Origin of the sequence: Nonomuraea sp. NPDC005730 (assembly GCF_040630865.1) — a bacterium.
Taxonomy (GTDB): domain Bacteria; phylum Actinomycetota; class Actinomycetes; order Streptosporangiales; family Streptosporangiaceae; genus Nonomuraea.
Map to the genome: position 1 here is coordinate 32,465 of NZ_JBEXYK010000021.1, position 26,649 is coordinate 59,113.

Genomic DNA, 26,649 nt, shown 5'->3' on the forward strand with positions numbered 1-26,649 from the left:
ATGACACCCGCAACCACCCCGATCGTCGAGCCCGCCGGCACGCCCGGCCGGTGCAAGGTGACGTTCCTCTGGCGGCCCAGGTCGCGCGGCGAGCAGGCGGTCGTGCTGATCAACACGATGACCGACCGCGACCGGCACGCAGGCGACATCAGCAGACATGTCATGACCCGCCGTCCGGGCAGCGACCTGCTCCACCTGACCTACGAGCTCGACGCCGATCTGCGTGCCGGCTACCAGATCCTGCCCTGCGACCGGCTGCCCGGCACCGACCGGGACTCCTGGCTCCACGTCATGCGCACGGCCGTGCCGGACCCGGGCAACCCGCTCACCGTGCCCGGACCGCCGGACCGGCGTCCCTCCTCGTTGCTGGAGCTGCCGCAGGCGCCGCCGCAGCCGTACCGGGAGCGCCGGCCGGGCGTGCCGCGCGGCCGGGTGAGCGAGGCGCGGTCGGGCGGGCGGCGGGTGTGGGTCTACACGCCGCCCGGCCCCGCCGCCGGTCCCCTTCCCGTGGTGGTGCTGCTGGACGGCGAGGTGTGGGCCGGGCGCGTCGCGGCCACCCTGGACAACCTGGTGAACGAGGGCCGCCTCCCGCCCCTCGTCGTGCTGATGCCCGACTCGGTGGACCGGCCGACCCGGCTGCGGGAGCTGGCCTGCCACGAGCCGTTCGTCCGCTACCTGGCCGACGACCTGCTGCCGTGGGCCGGGCGCACGTGGCGGGCGACGAGCGATCCTGGACTGACCGTGATCGCGGGGCAGAGCCTCGGCGGGCTGACCGCCTCCTACGCCGCGCTCCTCGCGCCCGGACGGTTCGGCAACGTCCTGTCGCAGTCGGGGTCGTACTGGTGGCCCGACGAGGATCCGGAACGGCTGACCCGCCGGTACGCCGCCGTCCCGCGGCTGCCGGTGCGCTTCCACGTCGAGGCCGGCCGGCTGGAGTGGATGCTGCTGGAGGAGAACCGCCGCTTCGCCCGCACCCTCGCCGCCCAGGGGTACGAGGTGAGCTACACCGAGTACAACGGCGGCCACGACCCGGCCTGCTGGCTCGGCGGCCTGGCCGACGGCCTCACCGACCTCGCGGCGGGCTGGCTGTGAACGTCAGGGACGCGATCCGCCGCCGCGCCGAGGCCCACGCCCCCGAACTGGTCGCGCTCAGCCACCGGATCCACGCCCATCCCGAGACCGCGTTCGAGGAGCACCGGGCGGCCGCCTGGACCGCGGGCCTGCTCCAGGAGGGCGGCTTCGCGGTGACGGCGGGCGCGGGCGGCCTGCCGACGGCCTTCTCCGCCTCCCGCGGCACCGGCCCGCTGACCGTGGCCTTCTGCGCCGAGTACGACGCGCTCCCCGGCCTCGGCCACGCCTGCGGCCACAACGTCATCGCCGCCGCCTCGACCGGCGCGGGCCTGGCGCTGGCCCCGTTCGCCGACGAGCTGGGGCTGACCGTGAAGGTCGTCGGCACCCCGGCCGAGGAGCGCGGCGGCGGCAAGGCGCTGCTGCTGGAGGCGGGGGTGTTCGACGGCGTGGACGCCGCCATGATGGTGCATCCCGGGCCGTTCGAGACCGTCCGGTTCCGCTCGTTCGCGCTCGGCACCCTGGACGCCGAGTACACCGGACGGGCCGCGCACGCGACCCTCGCCCCGCACGAGGGCCGCAACGCGGCCGACGCGGTGACGCTGGCCCAGGTGGCGATCGGCCTGCTGCGCCAGCAGCTCCCGCGCGACCTGCGCGTGCACGGCGTGGTCACCTCGGCGGGCGAGGCGCCCAACGTCATCCCGGCCAGGTCCACGGCCTCCTACGAGATCAGGGCCGCCGCCGCGGCGGACCTGGCGGAGCTGCGGGCGCGGGTGGAGTCCTGCTTCCGCGGCGCGGCGACGGCGACCGGCTGCGAGCTGCGGCTGACCCGGCCGGAGCCCGATTACCTGGACTTCCGCGACGACGCCGCGCTGGCCGGTCTGTACGCGGCCAACGCCGCCGCGCTCGGCCGTCCGGCGCCGGTGGAGCGTGAGCCGTTCGCGATGACGGACATGGGGAACGTGTCGCACGTCGTGCCGGCCGTCCATCCCATGCTGGACATCGGGGCGGGCGGGGCCGCGCCGCACGAGCCGGGGTTCGCGGCCGCGGCGGCGGCCCCGGCGGCCGACCGCGCGCTGGTGCAGGCGGCCGTCCTGCTCGCGTTGACGGCCGCCGACCTGGCGCTCACCCGGTAGTCCCGGCCTCCCGCGCGACGACGGCGGCGGGCCGCAGCAGGACCGCGGCACCGTACGCCGCCAGCAGGAACGCCGCCGCGGCCAGCAGCGCGGCACGGTACCCGGCCAGGGCCGCCGCCGCCGCGCACACGCCGACGCCGAGCCCGCCGCCGAGCATGCGCAGCGACTGGAACAGGGTCATGGCCCGGCCCATCACCTGCGGCCCGACCGCCGTGAACGCCGACACCTGCACCGCCGTCACGGCCTGCCCGAGTACCAGCCCCACGGCGAACATGACGGCCCGCAGCGTCCAGGGCCCCGGCTCGGCCAGCGCGAGGAACGCGAACAGCGCCGCGCCGCCGAGCAGCCCGGCCGCCACCACCCGCCGCTCGCCCCAGCGGGCGCAGGCGCGGTCCACCAGGAACCCGGCGGCCATGAGCCCCAGCGCCTCGGGGAAGACCACGAGGCCGGCCTCGGTGGCCGTGGCGGCCAGCGCGTCCTGGTACATCACCGGGAAGGCGAACAACATGCCGAGCAGGCCGGCGGCCGACAGGGTGGCGGTGGCCGCGCCGCGCAGGAAACCGCGGTCGGCCAGCAGCCCCAGGTGCAGCAGCGGCAGCTCGGTGCCGCGCGCCGACCTGGCCAGCGCCCCCACCAGGGCGGCTCCGGCGGGCAACGCCGCCCAGGCGAGCGGCGACATGCCGGCGGCGGCCTGGTTCAGCCCGTACATCAGCAGGCCGGAGCCGGCGCCGGCGAGCAGCAGGCCGCGCACGTCCAGCCGGCCGCCGCCGCCCGTCCCGGGGGCGGGCCGCGGCGCGGCGGACCCGGCGAGCAGGGCCGCCACGCCGAGCGGCAGGTTGACCAGGAACGCCCAGCGCCACGAGAGCGTGTCGGCCAGCAGGCCGCCGAGCACCGGGCCGAGCGCGGGCGCGAGCGCGGTCGGCACCACGATGTGCCGGGACAGCCGCATGCGCTCCTCGGGGGCGTAGGCGGCGAACAACATGGCCATCCCGGCGGGCGTCAGCACGCCGCCCGCCGCGCCCTGCAGCACCCGGAAGCACACCAGCGACCCCAGGTCCCAGGACAGCGCGCACAGCCCGGAGGCCGCCGTGAACGCGGCGAGCGCGGCCAGGAAGACGCGGGACGCGCCGTACCGGTCGCACAGCCAGCCGGCGACCGGCATGGCGATCGCGAGGCTGGCCAGGAACGCCGACTCCACGGCGTTCGCCGCGGCGGGCGGCACGCCCAGGTCGGCCGCGATGGCGAACAGCGCCGGGTTGACGATCGTCGCGTCCAGGCCGCTCACGCACATCGCCGTGACGTAGGCGGCCAGTACGCGGCCCCTCACCGGCGCAGGCTGCGGGGGCGCAGGTCGGTCCAGGACGCCTGGACGTAGGCCAGGCAGGCGGCCCGGCCGTCCGGCCCGAAGCGCACCGACCAGCCGTCGGGGACGTCGGCGAAGGAGGGCCACAGGGAGTGCTGGTCCTCGTCGTTGGCCAGGACGAGGAACCGGCCGTCCGGGTCGTCGAAGGGGTTCACGGGGTGTGCTCCTGGGTCTTGGCGGCGGCGCCGAGGGGGTCAGGGCCGCCGAGCCGGTCGAGGTCGTCGAGACGGGCGGCGACGATCGCGGCGATCTCGGCGATCGGGCCCGGCTGTGTCATGTCCTTGTGGCTGCAGGCCACGTCGTGCGTCTCGATCGTGCCGCCGACGTGCGGGCGCCAGGCGTCCGCGGTCAGGGTGTCGTCCACCGTGTCGACGGTGGCGCGGAAGAACAGCACGTCGCCGTCGAAGCGGCGGGTGTCGAGGGCGCGTACGAGACGGTTGGTGTTGAGGTAGAGGTCCTTCAGCTCGGCCAGCGTCCCGGCCGGCAGCCCGGCCAGGGGGCTGGACTCGCGGCGCAGGATCTCCGCCACCCGCTCCAGCGTGAGGGCGGCGTCGGGGGCGAAGCCGCCCATCGTGAGCAGCGCCTCCAGCGCCTCGGCCGCGTCGGAGGGCGGCAGGTCGCGCATGCCCTCGGCGGGGTAGGCGTCCAGGACGGCCAGCAGCGCGACCTCCTGCCCGGCCAGCCGGAGCTGCACCGCCATCTCCTGGGCGATGATCCCGCCGGTGGACCAGCCCAGCAGGTGGTACGGCCCGCGCGGGCGCACCAGCCTGAGCTGGGCCACGTAGTCGGCGGCCAGGCGGCGCAGCGAGGTGGGCAGGTGGTCGCGGCGGGCCTGCAGCCCGTAGATCGGGCGGTCCGGCACGTGCCGGATGAGGCCGCCGTAGCACCAGCTCAGCCCGCCCGCCGGGTGCACGCAGAACAGCGGTGGCCGGGAGCCGGACTCGCGCAGCGGCAGCAGCATCCGCAGCGGGTCGGTGCGCGCGCCGCCCTCGGCCAGGGCGGTGAGCGCGGCGGCGGTCGGCGCCTCGAACAGCGCGCCGATGGACACCTCGGCGCCGAACACCTCCTTGACCCTGGCGACCAGCCGGACCGCGAGCAGCGAGTGGCCGCCGAGGTCGAAGAAGCCGTCGTCCACGCCGACCCGGGGCAGGCCGAGCACCTCGGCGAACAGCGCGCACATCGCCTCCTCGCGCGGCCCGTCCGGCAGCCGGCCGCCGCGGATGGGCGCCTCGGGGGCGGGCAGGGCGGCGCGGTCGAGCTTGCCGTTCACGGTGAGCGGCAGCGCGGGCACCCGGACGACGGCGGCCGGCACCATGTAGCCGGGCAGCGCCCGCGCCACGAATGCCCGCACCTCCCCCGCGTCGTCGTCCCCGTCCGGGGCGGCCCCGGCGGGCGGGACGACGTAGGCGGTGAGGCGCTGGTCGCCGGGCCGGTCCTCGCGGACGATCACGGCGGCCTGGGCGACCGACGGGTGCCGCAGCAGGGCCGCCTCGACCTCGCCCGGCTCGATGCGGAAGCCGCGCACCTTGACCTGCTGGTCGGCGCGGCCCGCGTAGTCGAGCGTGCCGTCGGCGCGCCATCTGGCCAGGTCGCCGGAGCGGTACATGCGGGTGCCGGGCCGTCCGAAGGGGTCGGCGACGAACCGTTCGGCGGTCAGGCCGGGCCGGCCGAGGTAGCCGCGGGCGGGGCCGTCCCCGGCGACGTACATCTCGCCGACCACACCGGGAGGCACCGGCCGCAGGCGGTCGTCCAGGACGTAGACCCGCAGGTCGGGGATGCCGCGCCCGATGGGGCTGCCGTGCTGCTCGGCGGGCGGCAGCACGTGGTGGGTGACGTGCACGGTCGTCTCGGTGATGCCGTACATGTTGACCAGGCGCGGCAGGTCCGGGCGGCGGGCCCGCCAGGGCGCCAGCCGGGCCGGCTCCAGCGCCTCGCCGCCGAAGATGACGTACCGCAGGGCCAGGTCGCGGCCGTCGTCGGCGGCGATGAGCTGGTAGAACGCCGACGGCGTCTGGTTGAGCACGGTGACGCGCTCGCGTTCCAGCAGGGCGAGCAGGTCGCCCGGGGACCGGCTGGTCTCGTACGGCACCACGACCAGGCGGCCGCCGTACAGCAGGGCGCCCCACAGCTCCCACACCGAGAAGTCGAAGGCGTAGGAGTGGAACAGCGTCCAGACGTCGCCGGGGCCGAACCCGAACCACGCGTCGGTGGCCGACAGCAGCCGGACGACGTTGTGGTGGGTGACGACCACGCCCTTGGGCCGCCCGGTGGAGCCGGAGGTGTAGATGACGTACGCGGCGTCGCCCGGACGCAGGTCGCGCTCCGGGTCGTGGTCCAGCCAGTCGCCGAGGTCGCCCAGCCAGGACGCGTCCACGACGCACACCGGCCCGGCGTCGGCGATCATGTAGTCGGTCCTGGCGGCCGGGTGGGACGGGTCGAGCGGCAGGTAGGCCGCGCCCGTCTTGACCACCGCGAGCAGCGCCGCCACCAGGTCGGGCGAGCGGGGCAGCGACAACGCGACGACGGCACCGGGCCGGGCGCCGTGGGCGATGAGCTTGTGCGCCAGCCGGTTGGCGCGCGCGTTCAGCTCGGCGTACGTCCACGTGTCCACGGCGACGGCGTCCGGGGCGCGGCGGGCCTGGGCCTCGAACAGGCCGGGCAGGGTGCCGCCGGGCTCGCTGACCAGGTCGCCGTTCCACTCCTCGATCAAGGTGCGGCGTTCGGCGGCGTCGAGCAGGTCGTGCGCGCCGAGTGGCCGGTCCGGGTCGGCCACGGCCTGTTCCAGCAGGCGGGTCAGCCGGCCGGCGAGCGCGCGGGCGGTGGCCCGGTCGAACAGGTCGCGGTTGTACTCCAGGAAGCCGGCGCCGGACGGGCCGACGTTCAGGGTGAGGTCGAACTTCGCCGTCCCGGTGTGGACGACCTCGACGCCGGGCGGTTCGGCGGCGTCCTGGTAGACGAGCATGACCTGGAACAGCGGGTGCCGGTCGCGCGACCTGGGCGGGTTGAGCGCCTCGACGAGCCGGTCGAAGGGCAGCCCGGCGTGGTCGAACGCGGCCAGGTCGGCGGCCTTGACCCGGTCCAGCAGCTCGGCGAACGACGGGTCGCCCGAGGTGTCGGCGCGCAGCACGAGGGTGTTGACGTAGAAGCCGACGCTGCCGTCCAGGGCGCTGTCGCCGCGGCCGGCGACGGGCGTGCCGATCGGGATGTCGGTGCCCGCGCCGAGCCGGGTGAGCAGGGCGGCCAGGGCGGCGTGCAGCACCATGAAGACGCTGGCGCGGGCGCGGCGGGCGAGCGCCTCGACCTCGGCCATGAGGGCGGGCGGGAACGCCACGGGGACCGTGCCGCCCGCGCCGCCCAGCACGGCGGGCCGTGGCCGGTCGAAGGGCAGTTCGAGCCGGTCCGGCAGGCCGTCGAGCGTGGCCCGCCAGTGTTCCAGCCCGGTCAGTGGCAGGTCGCGCTGCCACAGGGTGTGGTCGGCGTACTGGACGGGCGGTGGCCCGAACGCCGGCGCCCGTCCGCTCCGGCGGGCCTCGTAGGCCGCCCGCAGGTCCCCGACCAGCGGCCCCGCCGACCAGCCGTCGCCCGCGATGTGGTGCAGGACGAGCATCAGCACGTGCTCGTCGCGGCCGAGCCGCAGCAGGTGGGCGCGGAAGGGCGGCTCGGCGGCCAGGTCGAAGCCGCGGCGGGCGATCCGCCGCATGGCCGCGGCGGGCTCGTCCGGCTGCCAGACGGGCATCGGGACGCTGTACCGGTCCAGGATCCGCTGGCAGGGGACGCCGTCGTGTTCGGGGAAGACCGTGCGCAGGATCTCGTGCCGGGCCACGACGTCGTCGAGCGCGGCCCGCAGCGCGGCGCGGTCCACGTCGCCGCCGAGCCGGAGCGCCAGCGGGATGTTGTACGTCGGGTCGGGGCCCTCCATCCGGTACAGGAACCAGAGCCTGGCCTGCGCGGACGACAGCGGCACGGGGTCGGGCCGCATCGCCGCCGGCCCGGTCCGCGGGGACCGGACCAGGGGCGGCCGGGGGGCGGCGGTGACGCCGAGCCGGGCCGCGAGCCCGGCCGGGGTGGGGGCGTCGAACACGGCCCTGATCGGCACGGCGGCGCCGAAGGTCTCCCTGATCCGCACGGTGAGGCGGGCGGCCAGCAGCGAGTGGCCGCCCAGGTCGAAGAAGCCGTCCTCGGGGCCCGCCGCCGGCAGGTTCAGCACCTCGGCGAACAGGGCGCACATGGTCTCCTCGGCGGCGTTCGCGGGCCCGCGGCCGGTGGCGGTCCTGGCCTCGGGGGCGGGGAGCGCGGCCCGGTCGAGCTTGCCGTTGGGCGTGCGCGGCAGCGCCTCCAGGGTGACGACCTGGGCGGGCGTCATCCCGGCGGGCAGCCGCGCGGCGGCGAATCGCAGCAGCTCCACGCCCGTCGAGACGTCCTCACCGGCAGGGGTGGGGACGACGTAGGCGATCAGGCGGCCGGCGTGGGCGGCGACCGCGGCCGCGGCCACCGACGGGTGCTCCTCCAGCACCGCCTCGACCTCGGCCGGCTCGATCCGCACGCCGCGCACCTTCACCTGGTCGTCGGCCCGGCCCAGCAGCTCCAGCCGTCCGGGGGCGGCCCAGCGGGCGCGGTCGCCCGTCCGGTACAGCCGCGACCCGCCGGGACCGGCGACGAACCGCTCGGCCGTCAGGTCGGGACGCCCCAGGTAGCCGCGGGCCAGCCCCTCCCCCGCCAGGTACAGCTCGCCCGCGGCGCCCGGCGGCGCCGGTTGCAGCGCGTCGTCGAGCACGTGCGCCGACGAGCCCGCGGTGGGCCCTTCCGAGCCGTCGCCGAGCCAGGTGTAGGCGTCGACGGTGGCCTCGGTGGGGCCGTAGTGGTTGACGGCGAACGTACGCTCGCGCAGCGTCCGCCACAGCGGGCCGGGCACGGCCTCGCCGCCGACCACGACGACGCGCGGCGGCTCGGCCAGCAGGCCGGGCAGCTCCTTCAGATGGGAGGGGGTCAGGTCCAGGTAGTCGACGCCGTGCTCGCGGACGTAGGAGGTCAGGGCCTCGGGGTCGCGGTAGTGGTCGTCGCCGAGCAGGTGCAGCTCGTGGCCGCCGATCATCCACAGCAGCGGGTCCAGCGAGGCGTCGAACGAGAACGACGCGGTGTGCGCGACGCGCAGCCTCCCGCCGTCCGGGAACAGGCGCTCGCGGTGGGAGTCCAGGAGGGCGGCGAGCCCGCCGTGGGTGCCCACGACGCCCTTGGGCCGGCCAGTGGAGCCGGAGGTGTAGATGACGTACGCGGCGTCGCCCGGCCCGGGGAGGGGCAGCGGGTCCGGCGTGCCGGGCGCGTCCCCGGCCCAGCCGGGGGTGAGCACGACGGACGCGCCGGCGTCGGCCAGCATGAGGGCGCGCCGCTCCGCCGGGTAGGAGGGGTCGACCGGCAGGAAGGCGGCGCCGCTCCGCAGCACCGCCAGCAGCGCCACCACCAGGTCGGCCGAGCGCGGCAGGACGACGGCCACGACCCGCTCCGGGCCCGCGCCGCCGGCGGCCAGCCGCCGGGCCAGCCGGTCCACCCGCGCGCCCAGCTCCTCGTAGGTGAGCCTGTCGCCGTCGCACACCAGGGCCGTCTCGGCGGGCGTCAGCCGGACCCGTTCCAGGAAGGCGTCCACCACTGTGCGCCCGGCGGTCCGCCCGGCGGTCCGCCCGGCGGTCCGCCCGGCGCGGCCGGTCCGCGGCGCGGCCCCGGCGGGAAGGGCCGCGCGGTCCTCGCCGGTGAGGAGGGGGAGGCGGCCGAGCGGGGTGTCCGGGGAGGCGCCGGTCAGGGTGGTGAGGAAACCGGCCAGGCGCCGGGTGTGGGCGGCCAGGGCGGCCGGGTCGTAGCGGGCGGCGTTGCCGTCGAGTTCCAGGGTGAGGCGGTCGCCGTCGGGCAGGAGGGCCACGGCCAGGTCGTCCACCGGGCCGGCGGCCAGGTTGGTGACGGTGCCGGTCGCGTTGCCGAACTTCGTCTCCGCCGGGAACGGCTTGATGTTGAGCAGCGGGCCGAACAGGGCCCGCGACGTGCCGCCGAGGCCCAGGTCGCGGCGCAGGTCCTCGATGCGGTAGCGGCCGTGGCGGCGGGCCTCGGCGATCCGGCGGGCGGCCTGGCCGACCAGCTCGCCGACCGTGCGGCCGGGCCGTACGTCGAGCCGGACCGGCAGCACGTTGACCGTCAGGCACGGCACGCGTACGGCGGCCCCCGTGCGGTTCATCAGCGGCAGCCCGACCAGCACGTCGGTGCCGCCGGTGAGCCGTCCCACGTAGCAGGCCAGGCCGGCGGTGGCGACGTCGGCCCAGGTGGCGCGGGCGGCGCGGGCGAGGTCGTCCCACCGGGGCAGGGGCGGCAGGGGGGCGCGCCGCCGGACGACCTCGCGGGCCGACAGCGCGGGGGTCCCGGCGAGCCCGGCGGGTTCCGGGGCGCCGGCCAGCTGCTCCAGCCAGTACGCCCGGTCGCGGCCCCGCCGTTCCGAGGCCAGGTACGCCTCCTCCTCGGCCAGCACCGCCGCCATCGACCCGAACGGCCCCGCCCCGGGCGCCAGCCCGTCGGCCAGCGCCGTGTAGATGTCGGCGGTCCGGCCGACCAGCATCGACAGGGCGTAGGCGTCGATGAGGATGTGGTGGGCCCGCAGGTACCAGACGTGGTGGTCGGCGGCCAGGCGCAGCAGCGCGTGCCGCGACAGGGGGCCGGTGACGACGTCCACAGGTGTGGCCAGGTCGGCCCGCATCCAGGCGTCCGCCGCGGCCGCCGGATCGGGCTCGCCGCGCAGGTCCAGCACGGTCAGGCAGCCGCGCAGCGAGTCGTAGTCGGGCAGGTACTGGGCGGGTTCGGCGGTGAAGCGCAGGCGCAGCGGCTCGGCCTCGGCCAGGCAGCGTTCCAGCGCCCGCGCGAAGAGGGCGGGGTCGAGCGGGCCGCGCAGGTCGATGCGGTCCGCGGCGTTGTAGATGGGGTTGGCGGGGTCCAGGCGCTGGGCGAGCCAGATCCCGGCCTGGGCGCCCGTGAGCGGCATGGTCTGCAGGGTCACGCGAGCAGCTCCGCCCAGGCCGCGATGGTGGGCCGGTCCACGAGGTCGGGGAAGCCGAGGTCGCGGCCCTCCCGCTTCCACGCCTCGATGAGCGTCATCACCCTGATGGAGTCCAGGCCGGCGTCCAGCAGGTCGTCGTGCAGGCCGAGCTCGGCGGGCTCGACGTACAGCAGGCCGGCGATCTGGGCGCGCAGGCGCTCCTCGGTCTCAGACACCGGCCACCGCCCCCGACAGGGCGCGGCTGACGCGCGTGGTCGTGGTGGTGACGGCACACCGCTCGGCGGCGTAGGTGAGGGCCATCTCGTGGTGCTGCCGGGAGAAGTCGGCGACGGCGTCGGCGACCACGAACGCCTGCACGTCCCGCATGAACGCCTCGCAGGCGGTCATCAGCACGCCGATGTGGGCGTACACGCCGCAGATGACGAGCTGGTCGCGGCCCTGCCCGGCCATCAGCTCGGCGAGCCCGGTGCGCTGGTAGGCGCTGTAGCGCCACTTGGTGAGCAGCACGTCGCCGTCGCCGGGCGTCAGCTCGTCGGCGATCGCGGCCTCGCGCGGGTCGGCGCCGATGCCGGTGCCCCAGAAGTCCAGCAGCAGGCCGCGCTGCTCGGCGCTCTGGGCGCCGGGCTGAGCGGAGTAGACGACGGGCACGCCCAGCTCGGCGCACCGCTCGCGCAGCGCCAGCACGTTGGCCATCAGCTCGACCATCGGCGAGCGGCCGGGGGTGAAGGCGCGCAGGAAGTAGTTCTGCATGTCGTGCACGAGCAGCACGGCCCGGCGCGGGTCGGGCCGCCAGTCCACCCGGTTGGCCGGGAGCTCGGACGGCATGGCGTACGGTTCGATCCTGGGGATCGGCATGTCATGTCCTTTCGCGGAGGTGGCGCTTGCTGACCTTGCCGACCGCGGTCTGCGGGAAGGCGTCGACGAACTCGAACCGGTCAGGGATCTTGAAGGCGGCGATGCCGCGCCCGCGCAGGAACGCGCGCAGCTCGGCCCTGCCGGGCGGGTCGCCGTGGCAGATGAGGTAGGCGCAGGCCCGCTCCCCCAGGTAGGGGTCGGGCACGGCGACCACGCTGGCGTCGTGGACCGCCGGGTGGGCCAGCAGGTGGTTCTCGACCTCCTCGCCCGCGATCTTCTCGCCGCCCCGGTTGATCTGGTCCTTGGCGCGTCCCTCGACGACCAGGTGGCCGGTGGGGGTGCGCCGGACGATGTCGCCGGTGCGGTAGAAGCCGTCGTCGGTGAAGGCGGTCCTGTTGTGCTCCTCGGCCCGCCAGTAGCCGCGGATGGTGTACGGGCCGCGGGTCAGCAGGTGGCCGTGGTCGCTGTCGCGGCCGTCGTCGTCCAGGACGCGGATCTCGTCGTCGGGCGAGATGGGACGTCCCTGGGTGGCGACGATGGTCTCCTCGTCGTCGTCCAGGCGGGTGTAGTTGACCAGGCCCTCGGCCATGCCGAACACCTGCTGGAGCGTGCAGCCGAGCTCGGGCCGCACCCGCTTGGCCGCCTCCCGGCTGAACTTGGCGCCGCCGACCTGGAGCACCTCCAGGCTGGACAGGTCGTGGCCGGTGCCGGCGGCGGCGTCCAGCCAGACCAGGGCGAGCGGCGGGACGAGGGCCGCGATCGTGACGCGCTCGCGCTCGACGAGCGGGAAGCAGGTGCCGGGGCTGGGGTCGGGGGCCAGCACGGACGCGGCCCCGGCGCTCAGCGCCCCGAACACGCCGGGCGAGCTCATCGGGAAGTTGTGCGCGGCGGGCAGCGCGCACAGGTAGACGCTGTCCGGCCGCAGCGCGCAGATCTCCGCGCTGGCGCGGAAGCTGTAGATGTAGTCGTCGTGGGTGCGCGGGATGAGCTTGGGCAGGCCGGTGCTGCCGCCGGACAGCTGCAGGAACGCGACGTCGCCGGGCGCGGGGCGGTGCGGGCCGCTCTCGTTCGGGTCGCCTTCGTCCGGACCGTCCTCGTCCGGGTCGGCCTCGGGGAGCTCGCCGAGGACGTGGGCGGGTGTGCCGGGGGCGAAGGCCCGGTGCTCGTCGTCGGGGCAGATGTAGGCGGCGGCCTCGGTGAAGGAGCAGAAGTAGGAGATCTCGGCCGAGCGGTGGGCGGGCAGCGCGAACACCGGCCAGGCGCCGATCCGGAACAGCGCGAAGCACACCTGGTGGAACTCGGGCACGTTGGGGAGCTGGACCACGACGCGGTCGCCGCGGCCGATGCCGCTCGCGCGCAGCCCGGCGGCCAGGCGGTCGGCGCGCTCGTCCAGGTCGCGGAAGGTCCAGCGGGAGGTGGGCGAGATCAGGGCGGGGCGGGGGCCGTACGCGGCGGCCAGGTCGCGCAGCAGGCCGCCGAACGTCTCGCCCCGCCAGTAACCGGCCGCCCGGTACCGCGCGGCCTCCTCCTCAGACCAGTGCACGCCGCACCTCCCGGGACCGCGGCGGGTGGAAGGGGGCGCGCGGCCGTCTTCCGGCCTGTCTGGGGTGGTCAGGCCAGGGCATCGGAGACCCCCAGGGCGCGCAGCATGGTGCGGAACTTGGCGGCGGTCTCGGCCAGCTCGGCCTCGGGGTCGGAGCCGGTGACGATGCCGGCGCCGGCGTACAGGCGCAGGGTGTGCTCGGCCACCTCGGCGCAGCGGATGGCCACGGCCCACTCGCCGTCGCCGGCGGCGTCGGTCCAGCCGGCCAGCCCGGCGTAGAAGCCGCGGTCGAACGGCTCCAGCTCCTCGATCATCCGCCGCGCCCACGACTCGGGCGTGCCGCAGACGGCGGGCGTCGGATGCAGGGCGGCGGCCAGCGCGAGCACGCGGGTGTCGGGGTCGCGCAGCGTGCCGGTGACGCGGGTGGACAGGTGCCACATGGTCTCGGTGGAGGTCAGCTCGGGCGTGACGGGCACCTGCAGGCCCGCGCAGTACGGCGCGAGCGCGTCGGCGACGGCCTCCACGACCAGCCGGTGCTCGCGCAGGTCCTTGGCGGAGGCGGCCAGCGCGGCGGCCCTGCGCCGGTCCTCGGCGGGGTCGGCGCAGCGGGCCGCCGAGCCGGCCAGCGGGTTGCTGACCACCGCGCGCCCGTGGCGGGAGACCAGCAGCTCGGGGCTGGCGCCGGTGAGCGTGCGGCCGCCCGGCAGCGGCGCGGCGAAGGAGTAGCCGTGCCCGAGCAGCGGACGCAGCAGCCCCGGCAGGTCGATCGGCTCGTCCGAGCGCAGCTCCACGGTCCTGGCGAGCACCACCTTGGCCAGGCCGCCGCGCTCCAGCTCGGCCAGCGCCCTGCGCACCGCGGCGGCGTACGCGGCCGGCTCGGGCACCCGCCTGCTCCACCAGCCGCCGCTGACCAGGGGGGCGGCGCCCGGCGGCAGCGGCGGCGACCAGGTCTCGGACTCGGGCAGGATCAGGTGGGCCGCGCCGTCGAAGCCGATGGCCCCGGCTGCCGGGCCGTCCACCCTGCCGGCCAGCGTGGCCAGGTCGCCGGCGGCGACGCCGCGCACCCCGCGGGTGAGCAGCGTGCCGCGGGCGGAGGCGAACAGCACCGACTCCGCGCGGTCGTAGCCCGCGAGCGGATCCGCCGCGGTTGTCAGCAGATGCAATGGAGGTCCAATCTCGATCGGTCCGATCTGGTTCGCCCCGATGCGGGGTCCGGGCTCGTAGGGGGTGGGCTCAGGGGCGGTACGGCCGGGTCAGGCGCGGAGGGTGGCGCCGCCGTCCACGAGGAGGTCGTGCATGGTGATGTGCCTGGCCCGTTCCGAGCAGAGGAACAGCACCGCGTCGGCCACGTCGGCCGGGTCGGCCACCCGGCCGAGCGGGATGCCGACGCGGAAGGCGGCCGGGTCGCCGTGCAGGGTGGCCGACAGCGCCTCGTCGGGGTCGGCGCCGTCCCACAGGGCGCGCAGCATGGCGGTGTCGGTCGAGCCGGGCGAGACGACGTTGCACCTGATGCCGTGCCTGGCGACCTCCAGGCCGAGGCAGCGGGTGAACATCCGGGCCGCCGCCTTGGAGGCCGCGTAGGCGGCCATGCCGACGCGCGGCACGCCGGCCGCGTTGGAGCCGACGGTGACGATCACGCCCCGCCGTCGCGGCGTCATGCGGCGGGCGACGGCGCGGGAGACGTGGAAGACGCCGTCGGCGTTGACGGCGAAGCTCTGCCTCCAGTGGTCGTCGCCGGTGTCGTCCACCTCGCCGGGCAGCAGCACGCCGGCGGTGTTGACGAGGATCGCGATCGGGCCGAGGTCCCGCTCGACCGCCGCGACGACCCGCTCGACGTCGTGGGGGTCGCGCACGTCCACGCGGTACGGCCGCCCGTCGCCGCCGGTCACCGGTCGCAGGTCGGCAGCGGCGACCACGGCCCCGGCCCCGGCCAGGGCGGCGCAGACGGCCGCCCCGATGCCGCGGGCCGCGCCGGTCACCAAGGCGATCCCGCCGTCGATCCCGTCCATTGCGGCACGTCCTCCCCGAATGCTTTAGTTAGGTAAGCCTTGCCTAATTTGACCGTAAAGAGAGCGTCTGTCAAGACCGCCTTCCGGACCCGGCGACGGCCGTCCCAAAGGCCGCGTGAGGAGCGAGATCGGGGATGTCACCGCAGGTCGGAGAGGCCAAAAGGCGGCGTGGCCACGGCTGGGAGCCGCGGCACACGCCGCCGGTACGAGAAGGTGGTTTCAGGCCAGTGCGGGCTGGCGCAGTATCGGGTAGTCGGTGTAGCCGGTGTGGTCGCCGCCGTACCAGTGCTCGATGCGGACGGGGTTGAGCGGGGCGCCGGCGGCGAGCCTGTCGGGCAGGTCGGGGTTGGCCAGGAAGGCCCGTCCCAGCGACACCAGGTCGGCGCCCGCGTCGAGCAGCCGTTCCGCCTCGCGCCGGCCGCCGTCGGCGGGCAGCGGGCCCGGCCAGGGCTGGGCCGGGTTGGCGATCAGGGCGCCCGGCCAGGCGGCGCGCAGCCGCCGGTAGAGCGGCCGGGTGGCCGATCCGGCCGCCGTGCTGCAGCTGCACGAACATCCGGCCACCGGCCTCGGCGACCGCCTCGGTGACCCGCCGCCAGCCGGCCACGTGCCTGGGCAGGTGCAGGGCGGGGATGTTCGGGTAGGTCTGGCCGACGGCGTTGGGCGTGGTGGCCTCGGCGATGATCAGCCCGGCGGCCGACCGCTGGGCGTAGTACTCGGCCATGAGGTCGGTGGGCGTGCCGTCGGCGGCGGCGCGGTTGCGCGTCATCGGCGCCATCACCAGGCGGTTGGGCAGGCTCAGCGAGCCGAGCGTCGTGGGCTGGAACAGGGGTGACGTGCCGGACATGTCAGTGCTTCCGATCTGTGCGAGGTGGATCGCCGTGATCCGTGACCGAACTCTGCATCCGGGCGCTGCGGGGATCCTGACGGTCTGCTGACGGTCCTCCTCCGGCGCGTGTGTACGGTTCTCCCATGCGGTTCGCAGTACTCGGCCCGCTCGCCGTGTGGGACGACGAGGGGAGTCCCGTCAAGATCCTCGAGAGCAAGGTCCGGGCCCTGCTCGCCGACCTGCTCGTCCACGAGGGGCGGCCGGTGTCGGCCGACCGGCTCATCGACGACCTGTGGGGCGACGAGCCGCCGGGCCGGGCCGGCAACGCGTTGCAGGCCAAGGTGTCGCGGCTGCGCGCGGCTCTGGGGCGCGACCGGGTGCCGTACCAGGCGGCCGGGTACCGGCTGCGGCTGGAGGCGTCCGACGAGGTGGACGCGGCGCGGTTCCGGTCCCTGGTCACCCTGGCCCGCCCGGCCGGCGACCCGCGCGAGCGCGCCGCGCTGCTGACCGAGGCGCTCGGGCTGTGGCGCGGGCCCGCGTTCGCGGACGTCGCCGACGAGGAGTTCGCCCGGGTCGCGGCGCGGCGGCTGGCCGAGCAGCGCCTGTCCGTGCTGGAGGAGCAGGCGGAGGCGCGGCTGGCGGCGGGCGACCACCTGCTGCTGGCCGGCGAGCTGGCGGGGCTGGTGGCCCGCCATCCGCTGCGGGAGCGGCTGCGCGCCGTCCAGCTCCGCGCCCTGTACGTGGCGGGGCGCCAGAGCGAGGCCATCGCCTCCTACGGCGACCTGCGCGACCGGCTCGCCGACGAGCTGGGCGTCGACCCGTCCCCCGCCCTGACCGCCCTGTTCGAGGCCATCCTCCGCCAGGACCCCGCCCTCCTCCCCGCCGCCGCGAGCGTCCCGGCCGCCGCCGCCGAGGAGCCCGTTCGCGCGGTCGCCGCCGCGGTGGAGCCCGGCCGGCAGGCGCGGACGAACCTGCCCGCGCCGCTCGGCGATCTCGTGGGACGCGACGCGGCGGTCGCCGAGGTGGGCCGGCTGCTCGGCGACGTCCGGCTGGTGACGCTGACCGGCCCCGGCGGGGTGGGCAAGACGCGCCTGGCGCTGGAGGCCGCCCGCCGGGCCGTCCGCACGACCGGCGACGGGGTGTGGCTGGTGGAGCTGGCCGGGTGGCGCGGCGCCGCCGGCGACCTGGCGCAGCACGTCGCCGCCGTCCTCGACGTCCGCGACGACGCCCCCGCGTTCGGCGCGGGCCCGGCGGCCGGGACGCCCGGGGCGCGGCTGGCCGCCGCCCTGCGGGAGCGCGAGATCCTGCTGGTGCTGGACAACTGCGAGCACGTCGTCGAGGCCGCCGCCGACCTGGCCGCCGGGCTGCTGGCCGCCGCGCCCCGGCTGCGGATCCTGGCCACCAGCCGCGAGCCGCTCGACCTGGCCGGTGAGCGGGTGTTCCTGGTCGAGCCGCTGCGGCAGGCCGACGCGGTCCGGCTGTTCGTCGAGCGCGCCGCCGCGTCCGCGCCCGGCTTCTCCCCCGACGACGAGACCCGCGAGCTGGTGGCCGGCCTCTGCCGCCGCCTCGACGGCCCGCCGCTCGCGCTCGAACTGGCCGCGACCCGGGTCCGTGGGCTCGGCGTGCGGGAGCTGGCGGTGCGGCTGGAGGACAGGTTCGCGCTGCTCACGCGCGGACGCCGCGGCGCGCCCGAGCGGCAGCGGACGCTGCGCGCGGTGATCGACTGGAGCTGGGAGCTGCTCAGCACGCCCGAACGCGTCGTGCTGCGCCGCCTGGCCGTCCACCGCGACGGCTGCACGCTGGAGGCCGCCGAGGCGGTGTGCCCGGGTGACGGCGTGGCCGCCGAGGAGGTCCTCGACCTGGTGACCAGGCTGGTCGACCGCTCGCTCGCCGTGATGACCGACGGCCCCGCGGGCCCCCGGTACGGGTTGCTGGAGTCGGTCGCCGCGTACGCCACCGAACGTCTGAGCGAGGCCGACGACCTCGGCGAGGCGCGCGGCCGGCACCTGCGCCACTACACGGACCTGGCCGAGCGCGCCGAGCCCGAACTGCGCGGCCCCGGGCAGCGGGAGTGGCTGGCCCGGCTCGACGCCGAGGCCGCCAACCTGCGCGCGGCGCTGGAGGAGGCGGTCGAGACCGGCGACGCCGCCCTGGCCGGGCGCCTGGCCGCCGCCCTGTCGTGGTGGTGGCTGCTGCGCGGCCGGCTGCACGAGGGCCGCCGCAGCCTGGCGCGGGTGTGCGCCCTGGCCCCCGAGGCGACCGGTGGACCGCCGCCGCCACGCTCGCCCTGCGCGCCATGCACGCGATGCTCCGCGACGACCTGGCCGGGGCCGACCGGGACGCCCGGCGCGCCGCGCAGCTCTTCCGCGAGCTCGGCGACCGCTGGGGCGAGCTGCAGACCGTGCCGCCGCTGTCGTCCGTCGCCGAGATCAAGGGCGACTACGCCGAGGCCGCCCGGCTCCAGGAGGAGGGGCTGCGCATCGCCGAGGAGCTGGGCCTGGCGGGCGAGCTGTCGGTCCGCCACTCCGGGCTCGGCCGCCTGGCGCTGCTGGCCGGCGACTGGGACCGCGCCCGCGACCTGCACGAGCGCGCGCGAGACCTGGCCGCGCGGCAGGGCCACCTCTACGGCGAGGTGCACGCGGTGATGGGCCTGGCCCTGGGCGCCCGGCGGTCGGGGGATCTCGACGCCGCCGAGTCCTTCCTGGCCCGCCTGCGCGACGTCTATCCCTCCTCACCCGCGGGCGAGCACCTGGTCCACGCCGAGCTGGGGTTCGTGGCCGAGCTGCGCGGCGATCACGAGTCGGCCGCCGCCCGCCACCGGCGCGGCCTGGAGATCGCCCGCTCGACCGGGGAGCCGCGGACCCTGGCGCTCTCCCTGGAAGGGCTGGCCGGAGCGGCGGCGCTGGCCGGGGCGGCGGAACGGGCGGCGCTGCTGCTCGGCGCGGCCGACGGGTTGCGCGGCAGCGTGGGCGCCCCGCTGCCGGCCGCCGAACGCGGCGACGTGCAGCGGATCACCGCGTCCGCCGTCGCCGTGCTGGGCCGGGACGTCTTCGCCGCGACGTTCCTACAGGGCACAAACAACTTTCTTGACATCGCCGAAAATGCCGGGTCGAACTTTTCATGAGTCCTGCTCGGGCCGATGCGATCTCATTTGCCGGGACGTAAGGCCAGGTCAGCAGCGCGCCTGAGGCGGCGGCGCCCCTTCCTTGAGCTATTACTGCCGGTCAAAAAATCAGTATGACAGCCTCTTGCCCTCCTTGGGGATTTTGTTCATATTTGCGGGCAAGTCACCCCACCCTCAGGAGGCTCCAGTGAGCATCCATGGCTTACGGATCCGGCGCGCCGCACTGATCGTCGCCACCGCCGGACTCCTCACCGGCGCGGTCACGGGCGTACCCGCCCAGGCATCGCCCGCGCCGGCCCAGCCCGCCGCCGACCCGGCCGCCGCCGCGGCCAGGATGGAGGGGCAGCTCGGCGCCCGCACCGCCGGCTCCTACTTCGACCAGGCACAGGGCAAGATGGTGGTCACCACCACCGATCCGGCCGACGCCGAGGCCATCACCGCCTCGGGCGCCGTGCCGCGCGTCGTGTCCCGCAGCGGCCCCGCACTAGAGGCCATCATGTCCTTCCTCGACCGCACGGCCGCCGTCCCCGGCACCGCGTGGGCCGTCGACCCGGCCTCCAACCAGGTCGTCGTCTGGGTGGACAGCACCGTCGCGAGCAGCGCGCGCACCAAGGTCCAGATCGCGGTCCAGCAGGCCAACACCCAGGCGGCCGCCGCCCAGGGCCAGAGCGCCGAGGCGGCCACGCCCGCGGTGCGCGTCGAGAACGAGCCCGGCAGGTTCAGCCTCTTCATCCAGGGCGGCGACGCGATCTACGGCGGCCAGTACCGCTGCTCGCTGGGCTTCAACGTGGTCAGCGGCTCGACCTACTACTTCCTGACCGCCGGCCACTGCGGCAACATCGCCTCCACGTGGTACGCCAACTCCGCCAAGACCACGACCCTGGGCAACACGACGGGATCCAGCTTCCCGGGCAACGACTACGCGATCGTCCGCTACACCAACACCAGCATCGCCCACCCGGGCGGCGTCGACCTCTACAGCGGCTCGCGTGACATCACCAGCGCGGGCAACGCCTACGTCGGCCAGTCCGTGCAGCGCAGCGGCAGCACGACGCACGTGCACAGCGGCTCGGTGACGGCGCTCAACGCCACCGTGAACTACGCCGAGGGCACCGTACGCCAGATGATCAAGACCACCGTCTGCGCCGAGGGCGGCGACAGCGGCGGCGCGCTGTTCGCCGGCGGTGTCGCGCTCGGCCTGACCTCCGGCGGCAGCGGCAACTGCTCCAGCGGCGGGACGACGTTCTTCCAGCCGGTCACCGAGGCGCTGAGCGCCTACGGGGTGAACGTCTTCTGATCGTCCGCCGACGGCGGATGCGACGAACTCCCGTGCGGGCCGCGTCCAGGCGTGGCCCGCACGTTCGCGTAAAGGAACCTATACAAAACAGACAAAACGTCCTAATGTGGGCATCGCCCCAGTCGGAAGCGACTGGGGCGCCAAACTTCCTCCGCCGGCGCGCGCGACGACCGCCCACGGCGCCCTCTTCCCGGACAATTCCCCTTCCGGCCGAGGTGCGACCCCCTCAATTACTGCTCGTAACGGCTGTGTTACTGTCCGCGTTATGAACAAATCGGCCACTGAGCGGCAGATCGAAATTCTCTGGCCCACCATCGGCGTATCGGTCACAGCAGACCTTGACGGACGCAACCGCGACCTCGCCGACGCGTTGTGGCAGACCCTGCCCTACCGCAGCCTGCAAGGCCACGCCCTCGTGGCGGGCCACCACCTCTACCATCTGGCCCCGATGCCCGAGTTGCTGCACGTCCCGGGCGTCCACAAGATCGACCGGCGGATCGCGCCCGACGGATCGGTGTTCTGCTCCCGTCTCCAGCACCTCGGCATCAAGTACGGCCCGCTGAGCGAGCCCATGCCCGCCACGCCCATCGGCACCGTCCGCGAGGAGGACCTCGACGCGCTCGCCGAGGCCGGGCAGGCGGTGTGGCAGTCGGTGTACTCCGGCGGCGAGCCGGTCATCGTCGAGGTGCGCAGGGCCGGCGACGGCGGCGGCCACCAGCTGCGCCGCCCGACGGCCCGGCACACCGAGGCCGACCAGCTCCTCGCCGAGCTGCACGACGAGATCGAGCGCATCTGGCTCGACCCGCCCCAGGAACTGGTCGACCTGCACGAGGGCCGGATCGCCTCGGGCGCGGGCAGCTTCGGCACCACGCTGACCACGATGCTGTTCGTCAACGGCGAGACCCGCCCGCTCGGCTACTGCTGCTACTCCGGCCTGGTCAGGGCAGCCCAGCAGCAGCAGCTCCCGCTGGAGTTCCTGCAGCAGATGGCGCGCATCATGGCCGCCACCCCGGCCGAGTTCCTCGGCTACTGCGGGCTGAACAAGCTGCACCAGTTCACCGAGCGCGCGCTGGAGGTCGCCGACCAGCTCCAGGACCGCGAGGACTTCGTCGCGCTCATGGCCCACATGGCCCTGTACGTCAACTGCCTGGGCGCCTGGAACCTCCAGCTCTTCCCGTGGCAGGTCGACGAGCACCTGCGCGCGGACGGCTCGGTGGCCCCGGTCTCCGGCTCGATGCTGGCGCCCTTCAAGAGCGGGACGGTGGCCCCGGCATGAGCCAGGCCGACCGGGCCGAGGTGGTGGTCATCGGAGGCGGGGTGATCGGCCTGTCGATCGCGGCCCACCTGGCCGAGGCGGGGGTCGAGACCGTCGTCCTGGAACGCGACGACCTGGCCTCCGGCGCCTCGCGGGCCACCGCGGACGTGCTGCGCGCCTACTTCTCCGGCGACCCGGTCAGCTCCGCGATGGCGGTGCGCAGCCTGTCGGCGTACCAGTCGTTCCCGCGCTGGCCCGGCGCCGAGCTGCCGATGCGGCAGGTCGGCTACCTCGTGCTGTTCACCGAACGGGAGCAGGTGAACAGGTTCGAGGCCGAGCTGCCGGCGCAGCGGGCCGCGGGCGTGGACGTGTCGCTGATCGGCGCGGAGGAGGCCCGGCGGCTCAACCCGCTGGTCGAGGAACCGTCGCTGCTGGCGGCCGCGTGGTCGCCGCAGGCGTTCGTGAGCGACACGGCCGCCATCGTGGAGGCGTACGCCGAGGGGGCGGCGCGGGCGGGGGCCTCGCTGCGCACCGGCTGCCCGGTCACCGCCGTCGATCCGGCCACCGGACGGGTCGAGACCGCGGACGGCACGCTCACCGCGCAGGCGATCGTGTGCGCGGCCGGGGCCTGGTCGGGCTGGATCGCGTCGGCGGCGGGCGTGGACCTGCCGCTGACCGGGCCGGCGGTGCAGGAGTTGCTCACCACCGGCCCGCTGCCCGAGGTGCCGGACATGCCGGTCACCCTGCACGCCGCCAGCGGGCTGCTGATCCGCCGGCGCGGCGACCGGATCCTGATCGGCATGGGCAACCCCGGCACCGACCGGGACGCCTGGTTCGTCAAGGCCAGGACGCAGCTCGCCACCACCTATCCCGGCCTGGACCTGTCCGGGCTGGAGACGGCGGTGCGCGGCCCCAGGGACGCCAGCCCCGACCGGTCGGCCTTCATCGGCCGGCTGCCCGGATCGCCGGCGTTCCTGTACGCCACCGGGTTCTCCGGCCACGGGCTGTGCAACGCCCCGGCGGCCGGCGAGCTGGTCCGTGACCTGTACCTGGGCCACGACCCGGCCGACGCGTTCGGCTTCGACCCGATCGAGCTGTCGGCCGGGTCGCGACGACGCTCGCGCTGACACCGTGCCGGGAACCGTGCCGGGAACCGTGCCGCCCGCGCCGACGCCGCATCCTTTCCGTGATCGAGGTGTGGCGTTGCCGCGGGTTGGCACGGCAGCGGGTACGACCGGCACCGGGGGAGACAACGATGACCACGAATCCGTACGCCACTGCGCCCTTCGGCTACGCGGCCGAGCCGACGGCCGCGCCGTACTCGATCGTCGAGCTCATGCCCGGCGCCCGCAACCTGGTGCACTACCTGCGGGTGGCGCCGGGCGAGCGGGTGCTGGTGCTGGCCGAGCACACCGTCGACCCGGTGGTCGTCCAGGCCATCGCGGCCGCGGCGGCCTACCGTGACGCCGACGTGCACATCCTGTCGGTCGCGCCGTTCAGCCCGGGCGGCTGGGACAGCGGGGCCGGGCACCACGTCGAGCGGGCCGCCGTCGGGGCGTCCGACGTCGTCATCGCCTGCACCTGGTGGGGCGAGGTGCACACCGCGCCGCTGTTCTTCGACGAGATCGCGGCCCTGCCGGTCAGGTTCGCGTCCCTGCACATGAGCGCCACGGCGGGCGCGCTGCTCACCGGCGCCCGCCTGCCCAACGAGGTCTTCTACGCCCTGGCGCACCGCACGCTGGAGAAGCTGGCCGCGACCACCAGGATCCGGGTCACCTCGACGGCCGGCACGGACCTGACGCTGTCCGGGCTGACCCTCATGCCGGACGCCGAGCCGCCGGGCCCCGGCCAGTGGCGGCCCTTCCCGTACGGGGGCGTCAACTTCTGGCCCGCCGACACCGAGGGCGTGCTCGTCGTCGAGGACTGCACGGTGACCGGCGTGCCCGAGGAGCCGCTGAGCGTGCACCTGGCCGGCAACGTCGTGCAGAAGATCGAGGGCGGGACGGCCGCCGACCGGCTGCGCCGCTTCTCCCCCGGCGGCTTCTACCTGCGGCACGCCCTGATCGGGCTGAACCCGAAGGTGCGGGTGGCGGGCGGCAGCCAGTTCGAGCGGGAGAAGCACGCCGGCGCGTTCTACTGCGGGCTCGACGCGCTCACCGACGGCGTGGCCGTCACCACCGCGCCCGGCTTCGCCCACTGCGACTGCCAGGTCGACCGGCCCACCCTGTACGCCGACGACGAGCCGCTCGTCCTCGACGGCCGGCTGCTGCTGCTCGACGACCCCGAGATCCGCCGGGTGGCCGAACGTTTCGGGCCGCCGGACGTGATCCTCGACGACAACCCGGTCATGGTCCTCCCCCGCCGCTACAGCGGGGCGACGTCGAGCCGATGACCGCCCGACCGCACCAGACAGACAGGATGACCATGGAACCCGAGTTCGTCCTCGACCCGGCCACCCTCGACCTGCACGACAGCGACGAGCGGCTGCGCCGGGCCGGCCCGCTCGTCCCGGTACGGGTCGAGGGGGTGCTGGCCTGGGCCGCCACCAGCCACGCGACGCTGGAGGCGGTGCTGTCGCACCCGGCGATGACGCGCGACATCCGGTACTGGGACCCCGAGGCCCGCGCCGCGGCCCCCCAGGGCACCTCGCTGATGCGGCTCGTCACCGACGCGTCCATGCTCAACGCCGACGGCGAGGAGCACCGGCGGCTGCGCGGCCCGCTGGTCAAGCTGTTCAGCGCGCGCCAGGTGCAGCGGATGGAGCCGTGGATCACCTCCATCGTCGGCGACCTGCTGGAGGAGCTGGCGGCCCGGCCGCCGGGCGAACCGGTCGACCTGCGCGCCGAGTACGCCTACCCGCTGCCGTTGCGCGTCATCGTCGAGATGCTGGGCGTGCCCGACTCCCACCGCGAGCGCCTGCGCGCGCTCACCGACGAGGTGGTGCAGCTCGACCAGAGCCCGCCGGACAGCCCGCAGGGTCGCAGGGCCCTGTTCGAGCTGGTCGGCGAGATCATCGAACTGCGGCGCGACACGCCCGGCGAGGACCTGACGAGCGAGCTGATCGCGCTGCACGCCCAGGGCCGGCTGGACGACGCCGAGCTGCGGGACACCGTGCAGGTGCTGCTGATCGCCGGTCACGTCACCACGATCAACCTCATCGCGCACGCCGTGCGCGCCCTGCTGGGCCGGCCCGAGCAGCTCGAACTGCTGCGCTCGGGGGCCGTGCCGTGGAGCGCGGCGGTCGAGGAGGCGCTGCGCTGGGAGTCGCCCAACGCCTACTTCCCGATGCGTTACGCCATGGAGGACCTGGAGATCGAGGGCGTCCGGCTGCGGGCGGGCGAGGCGGTGCTGGCCTGCTTCTCCGCCGCCGGGCGCGACCCCGAGCGGTTCGGCGAGAACGCCGCCGACTTCGACGTGACCAGGCCGGCCGTGCCGCATCTGGCCTTCGGGCACGGGCCGCACTTCTGCCTGGGCGCGCCGCTGGCCCGGCTGCAGGCCGAGGTCGCGCTGCCGGCCCTGTTCGCGACGTTCCCCGGCATGCGGGCCGCCGGGCCGCTCGACGACCTGCCCCGGCTCACCTCGCTGCTGGACAACGGCGTGCGCGCCCTGCCGGTGCTGCTCGGCCCGCGCGCCTCCGGCTGAGCTCCGTCGTGCGCGGGCGGCCGGTTTCTCCGTGATTGCGGATCTTCATGGGCTGCTTTCTCGGAGAGTGCCGCATGCGAACGGGTCCGTTGCGGCGGCCGCGCCGGGCGTTCTTAGCTGAATATCCAGGTTCGGAAACCGGGATCGACCTCCAGGGGTATTCATGCAGACGCCCATCGCCCCCATCGGCGCGCACGGCATGCTCGTGTTCCTGTTGCAGATCGGAGTGCTGCTCGCCCTCGCCCTGGGGCTCGGGGCGCTGGCGGCCCGGTTACGGCTGCCCGCCGTGGTGGGCGAGCTGTTCGCCGGAGTCGTGCTCGGGCCGTCGATCCTGGCGCACGTCGCGCCGGACCTCCAGCGCTGGCTCTTCCCCGCCGACCCCGGCCAGTTCCACCTCCTGGACGCCGTCGGGCAGGTCGGCGTGCTGCTGCTGGTCGGGTTGACCGGCATCCACATGGACCTCAACCTGGTGCGCCGGCGGGCGGCCACCGCGGCCGGGATCAGCGCGGGCGGTCTGATCATCCCGCTCGGGCTCGGCATCGCCACCGGGTTCCTGCTGCCCCGGATGATCGTGCCCGACGGCACCGACGAGACGGTGTTCGCGCTGTTCATGGGCGTGGCGATGTGCGTGAGCGCGATCCCCGTGCTGGCCAAGACGTTGATGGACATGCGGCTGCTGCACCGCAACATCGGCCAGCTCACGCTCACCGCCGGGATGATCGACGACGCGTTCGGCTGGTTCATGCTCTCGATCGTCAGCGCCATGGCCGTCAACGCGGTCAGCACCGGCACCGTGCTCACCTCGCTGCTCTACCTGGTGGCCATCGTCGTGGTGGCCCTGACCGTCGGGCGTCCGCTGGTGCGCGGCGCGATGCGGCTGGCGGCGCGGTCGCCCGAGGCGGGCCCGACGGTCGGCGTGGCGATCGTGCTCCTCGTCCTGGCCTCGGCCGGGACGCACGCGCTCGGCCTGGAGTCGGTCTTCGGCGCGTTCGTGATGGGCATGCTCATCGGCGGCGCGGGACGGGTGGACCCGGCCCGGCTGGCGCCGCTGCGCACGGTGACGCTGTACGGCTTCGCCCCCGTCTTCTTCGCCACCGCCGGACTGCGGATGGACCTGACCGCGCTGACCCGCCCGCCGGTGCTGCTGGCCGGGCTCGCGGTGCTGGCCGTCGCGATCGTCGGCAAGTTCGTCGGCGCGTACGCCGGCGCCCGGCTGAGCAGGCTGAACCGCTGGGAGGCCCTGGCCCTGGGCGCCGGGCTCAACGCGCGCGGCGTGATCGAGGTCGTGGTCGCCATGGTCGGCCTGCGGCTGGGCATCCTCAGCGTCGAGGCGTACACGCTGGTGGTGCTGGTCGCGATCGTCACCTCGCTGATGACGCCGCCCATCCTGCGCGCGGCGATGGCCAGGGTGGAGCAGACCGCCGACGAGGAGATCCGCGAGACGGCCCACCGGGCCTGGACCACCACGGGGAGCTGACAGGGACGACGCTTCGCGCGACAC

General features: G+C 75.3%; 18 protein-coding genes and 2 pseudogenes. 10 read left to right on the top strand and 10 right to left on the bottom strand.

Going from position 1 to position 26,649, the window contains the following annotated elements; all coding sequences use genetic code 11:
* Positions 1-1,092: an enterochelin esterase gene (fes, locus tag ABZ444_RS24140; RefSeq protein ID WP_358000826.1), complete on the top strand. Its 1,092-nt coding sequence runs from the start codon at positions 1-3 to the stop codon at positions 1,090-1,092.
* Entirely contained in the window at positions 1,089-2,204 is a 1,116-nt protein-coding gene (locus tag ABZ444_RS24145; RefSeq protein ID WP_358000829.1) for an amidohydrolase, read from the top strand. The genes fes and ABZ444_RS24145 overlap by 4 nt, the downstream gene beginning before the upstream one ends.
* Here ABZ444_RS24145 and ABZ444_RS24150 read toward each other — a convergent pair.
* The 10 genes and pseudogenes from ABZ444_RS24150 to ABZ444_RS24195 form a co-directional block, all read right to left on the bottom strand.
* Positions 2,194-3,531 carry an MFS transporter gene (locus ABZ444_RS24150; protein ID WP_358000832.1) on the bottom strand — a complete coding sequence of 446 codons (1,338 nt, stop codon included), beginning with the start codon at positions 3,529-3,531 and terminating at the stop codon, positions 2,194-2,196. The genes ABZ444_RS24145 and ABZ444_RS24150 overlap by 11 nt on opposite strands.
* Positions 3,528-3,722, bottom strand: coding sequence for an MbtH family protein (locus ABZ444_RS24155; RefSeq protein WP_357982212.1), 195 nt, complete (start codon positions 3,720-3,722; stop codon positions 3,528-3,530). The genes ABZ444_RS24150 and ABZ444_RS24155 overlap by 4 nt, the downstream gene beginning before the upstream one ends.
* Positions 3,719-10,597, bottom strand: coding sequence for an amino acid adenylation domain-containing protein (locus ABZ444_RS24160; protein WP_358000835.1), 6,879 nt, complete (start codon positions 10,595-10,597; stop codon positions 3,719-3,721). Before ABZ444_RS24160 ends, ABZ444_RS24155 begins: the two co-directional genes overlap by 4 nt.
* Positions 10,594-10,812, bottom strand: coding sequence for a phosphopantetheine-binding protein (locus tag ABZ444_RS24165; RefSeq protein WP_358000838.1), 219 nt, complete (start codon positions 10,810-10,812; stop codon positions 10,594-10,596). Before ABZ444_RS24165 ends, ABZ444_RS24160 begins: the two co-directional genes overlap by 4 nt.
* Positions 10,805-11,452, bottom strand: a complete 648-nt coding sequence (locus ABZ444_RS24170; protein ID WP_352329906.1) for an isochorismatase family protein — start codon at positions 11,450-11,452, stop codon at positions 10,805-10,807. Before ABZ444_RS24170 ends, ABZ444_RS24165 begins: the two co-directional genes overlap by 8 nt.
* A 1-nt stretch (position 11,453) precedes the next feature.
* Entirely contained in the window at positions 11,454-12,995 is a 1,542-nt protein-coding gene (locus ABZ444_RS24175; RefSeq protein ID WP_358000841.1) for an AMP-binding protein, read from the bottom strand.
* 68 nt (positions 12,996-13,063) lie between these two features.
* Positions 13,064-14,158 (bottom strand): isochorismate synthase, encoded by a 1,095-nt coding sequence (locus ABZ444_RS24180; protein ID WP_358000845.1) that lies wholly within the window; start codon positions 14,156-14,158, stop codon positions 13,064-13,066.
* Between the two features lie 90 nt (positions 14,159-14,248).
* Positions 14,249-15,004: a 2,3-dihydro-2,3-dihydroxybenzoate dehydrogenase gene (locus ABZ444_RS24185; protein ID WP_357982232.1), complete on the bottom strand. Its 756-nt coding sequence runs from the start codon at positions 15,002-15,004 to the stop codon at positions 14,249-14,251.
* 219 nt (positions 15,005-15,223) lie between these two features.
* Entirely contained in the window at positions 15,224-15,565 is a 342-nt protein-coding gene (locus ABZ444_RS24190) for a hypothetical protein (RefSeq protein WP_358001045.1), read from the bottom strand.
* Positions 15,566-15,587: 22 nt separating this feature from the next.
* A pseudogene (locus ABZ444_RS24195) lies at positions 15,588-15,848 on the bottom strand (alkene reductase); the annotation flags it as partial.
* A gap of 125 nt (positions 15,849-15,973) precedes the next feature.
* Here ABZ444_RS24195 and ABZ444_RS24200 point away from each other — a divergent pair.
* The 8 genes and pseudogenes from ABZ444_RS24200 to ABZ444_RS24235 form a co-directional block, all read left to right on the top strand.
* Positions 15,974-17,374: pseudogene (locus ABZ444_RS24200) on the top strand (BTAD domain-containing putative transcriptional regulator); the annotation flags it as partial.
* An 857-nt stretch (positions 17,375-18,231) separates the two neighbouring features.
* Positions 18,232-18,954, top strand: coding sequence for a tetratricopeptide repeat protein (locus tag ABZ444_RS24205; protein WP_358000848.1), 723 nt, complete (start codon positions 18,232-18,234; stop codon positions 18,952-18,954).
* 187 nt (positions 18,955-19,141) lie between these two features.
* Positions 19,142-20,251 (top strand): S1 family peptidase, encoded by a 1,110-nt coding sequence (locus ABZ444_RS24210; protein ID WP_358000850.1) that lies wholly within the window; start codon positions 19,142-19,144, stop codon positions 20,249-20,251.
* Positions 20,252-20,516: 265 nt separating this feature from the next.
* A complete protein-coding gene (locus ABZ444_RS24215) occupies positions 20,517-21,527 on the top strand; it encodes a hypothetical protein (RefSeq protein WP_357982244.1) in 1,011 nt (336 codons plus the stop codon).
* Positions 21,524-22,633 carry an FAD-dependent oxidoreductase gene (locus tag ABZ444_RS24220; protein ID WP_358000853.1) on the top strand — a complete coding sequence of 370 codons (1,110 nt, stop codon included), beginning with the start codon at positions 21,524-21,526 and terminating at the stop codon, positions 22,631-22,633. The genes ABZ444_RS24215 and ABZ444_RS24220 overlap by 4 nt, the downstream gene beginning before the upstream one ends.
* A 128-nt stretch (positions 22,634-22,761) precedes the next feature.
* Complete coding sequence (locus ABZ444_RS24225) at positions 22,762-23,898, top strand: hypothetical protein (protein WP_357982250.1); 1,137 nt, start codon at positions 22,762-22,764, stop codon at positions 23,896-23,898.
* A gap of 32 nt (positions 23,899-23,930) precedes the next feature.
* Positions 23,931-25,148 (top strand): cytochrome P450, encoded by a 1,218-nt coding sequence (locus ABZ444_RS24230; RefSeq protein ID WP_358000856.1) that lies wholly within the window; start codon positions 23,931-23,933, stop codon positions 25,146-25,148.
* Positions 25,149-25,311: 163 nt separating this feature from the next.
* Positions 25,312-26,625, top strand: coding sequence for a cation:proton antiporter (locus ABZ444_RS24235; protein WP_358000858.1), 1,314 nt, complete (start codon positions 25,312-25,314; stop codon positions 26,623-26,625).
* Positions 26,626-26,649 lie beyond the last annotated feature (24 nt).

Coding starts and splice junctions, on each gene's coding strand:
- fes (WP_358000826.1), top strand. CDS start 1: ATGACACCCGCAACCACCCCGATCGTCGAGCCCGCCGGCACGCCCGGC.
- ABZ444_RS24170 (WP_352329906.1), bottom strand. CDS start 11,452: ATGCCGATCCCCAGGATCGAACCGTACGCCATGCCGTCCGAGCTCCCG.
- ABZ444_RS24185 (WP_357982232.1), bottom strand. CDS start 15,004: ATGGACGGGATCGACGGCGGGATCGCCTTGGTGACCGGCGCGGCCCGC.
- ABZ444_RS24215 (WP_357982244.1), top strand. CDS start 20,517: ATGAACAAATCGGCCACTGAGCGGCAGATCGAAATTCTCTGGCCCACC.
- ABZ444_RS24220 (WP_358000853.1), top strand. CDS start 21,524: ATGAGCCAGGCCGACCGGGCCGAGGTGGTGGTCATCGGAGGCGGGGTG.
- ABZ444_RS24225 (WP_357982250.1), top strand. CDS start 22,762: ATGACCACGAATCCGTACGCCACTGCGCCCTTCGGCTACGCGGCCGAG.
- ABZ444_RS24230 (WP_358000856.1), top strand. CDS start 23,931: ATGGAACCCGAGTTCGTCCTCGACCCGGCCACCCTCGACCTGCACGAC.
- ABZ444_RS24235 (WP_358000858.1), top strand. CDS start 25,312: ATGCAGACGCCCATCGCCCCCATCGGCGCGCACGGCATGCTCGTGTTC.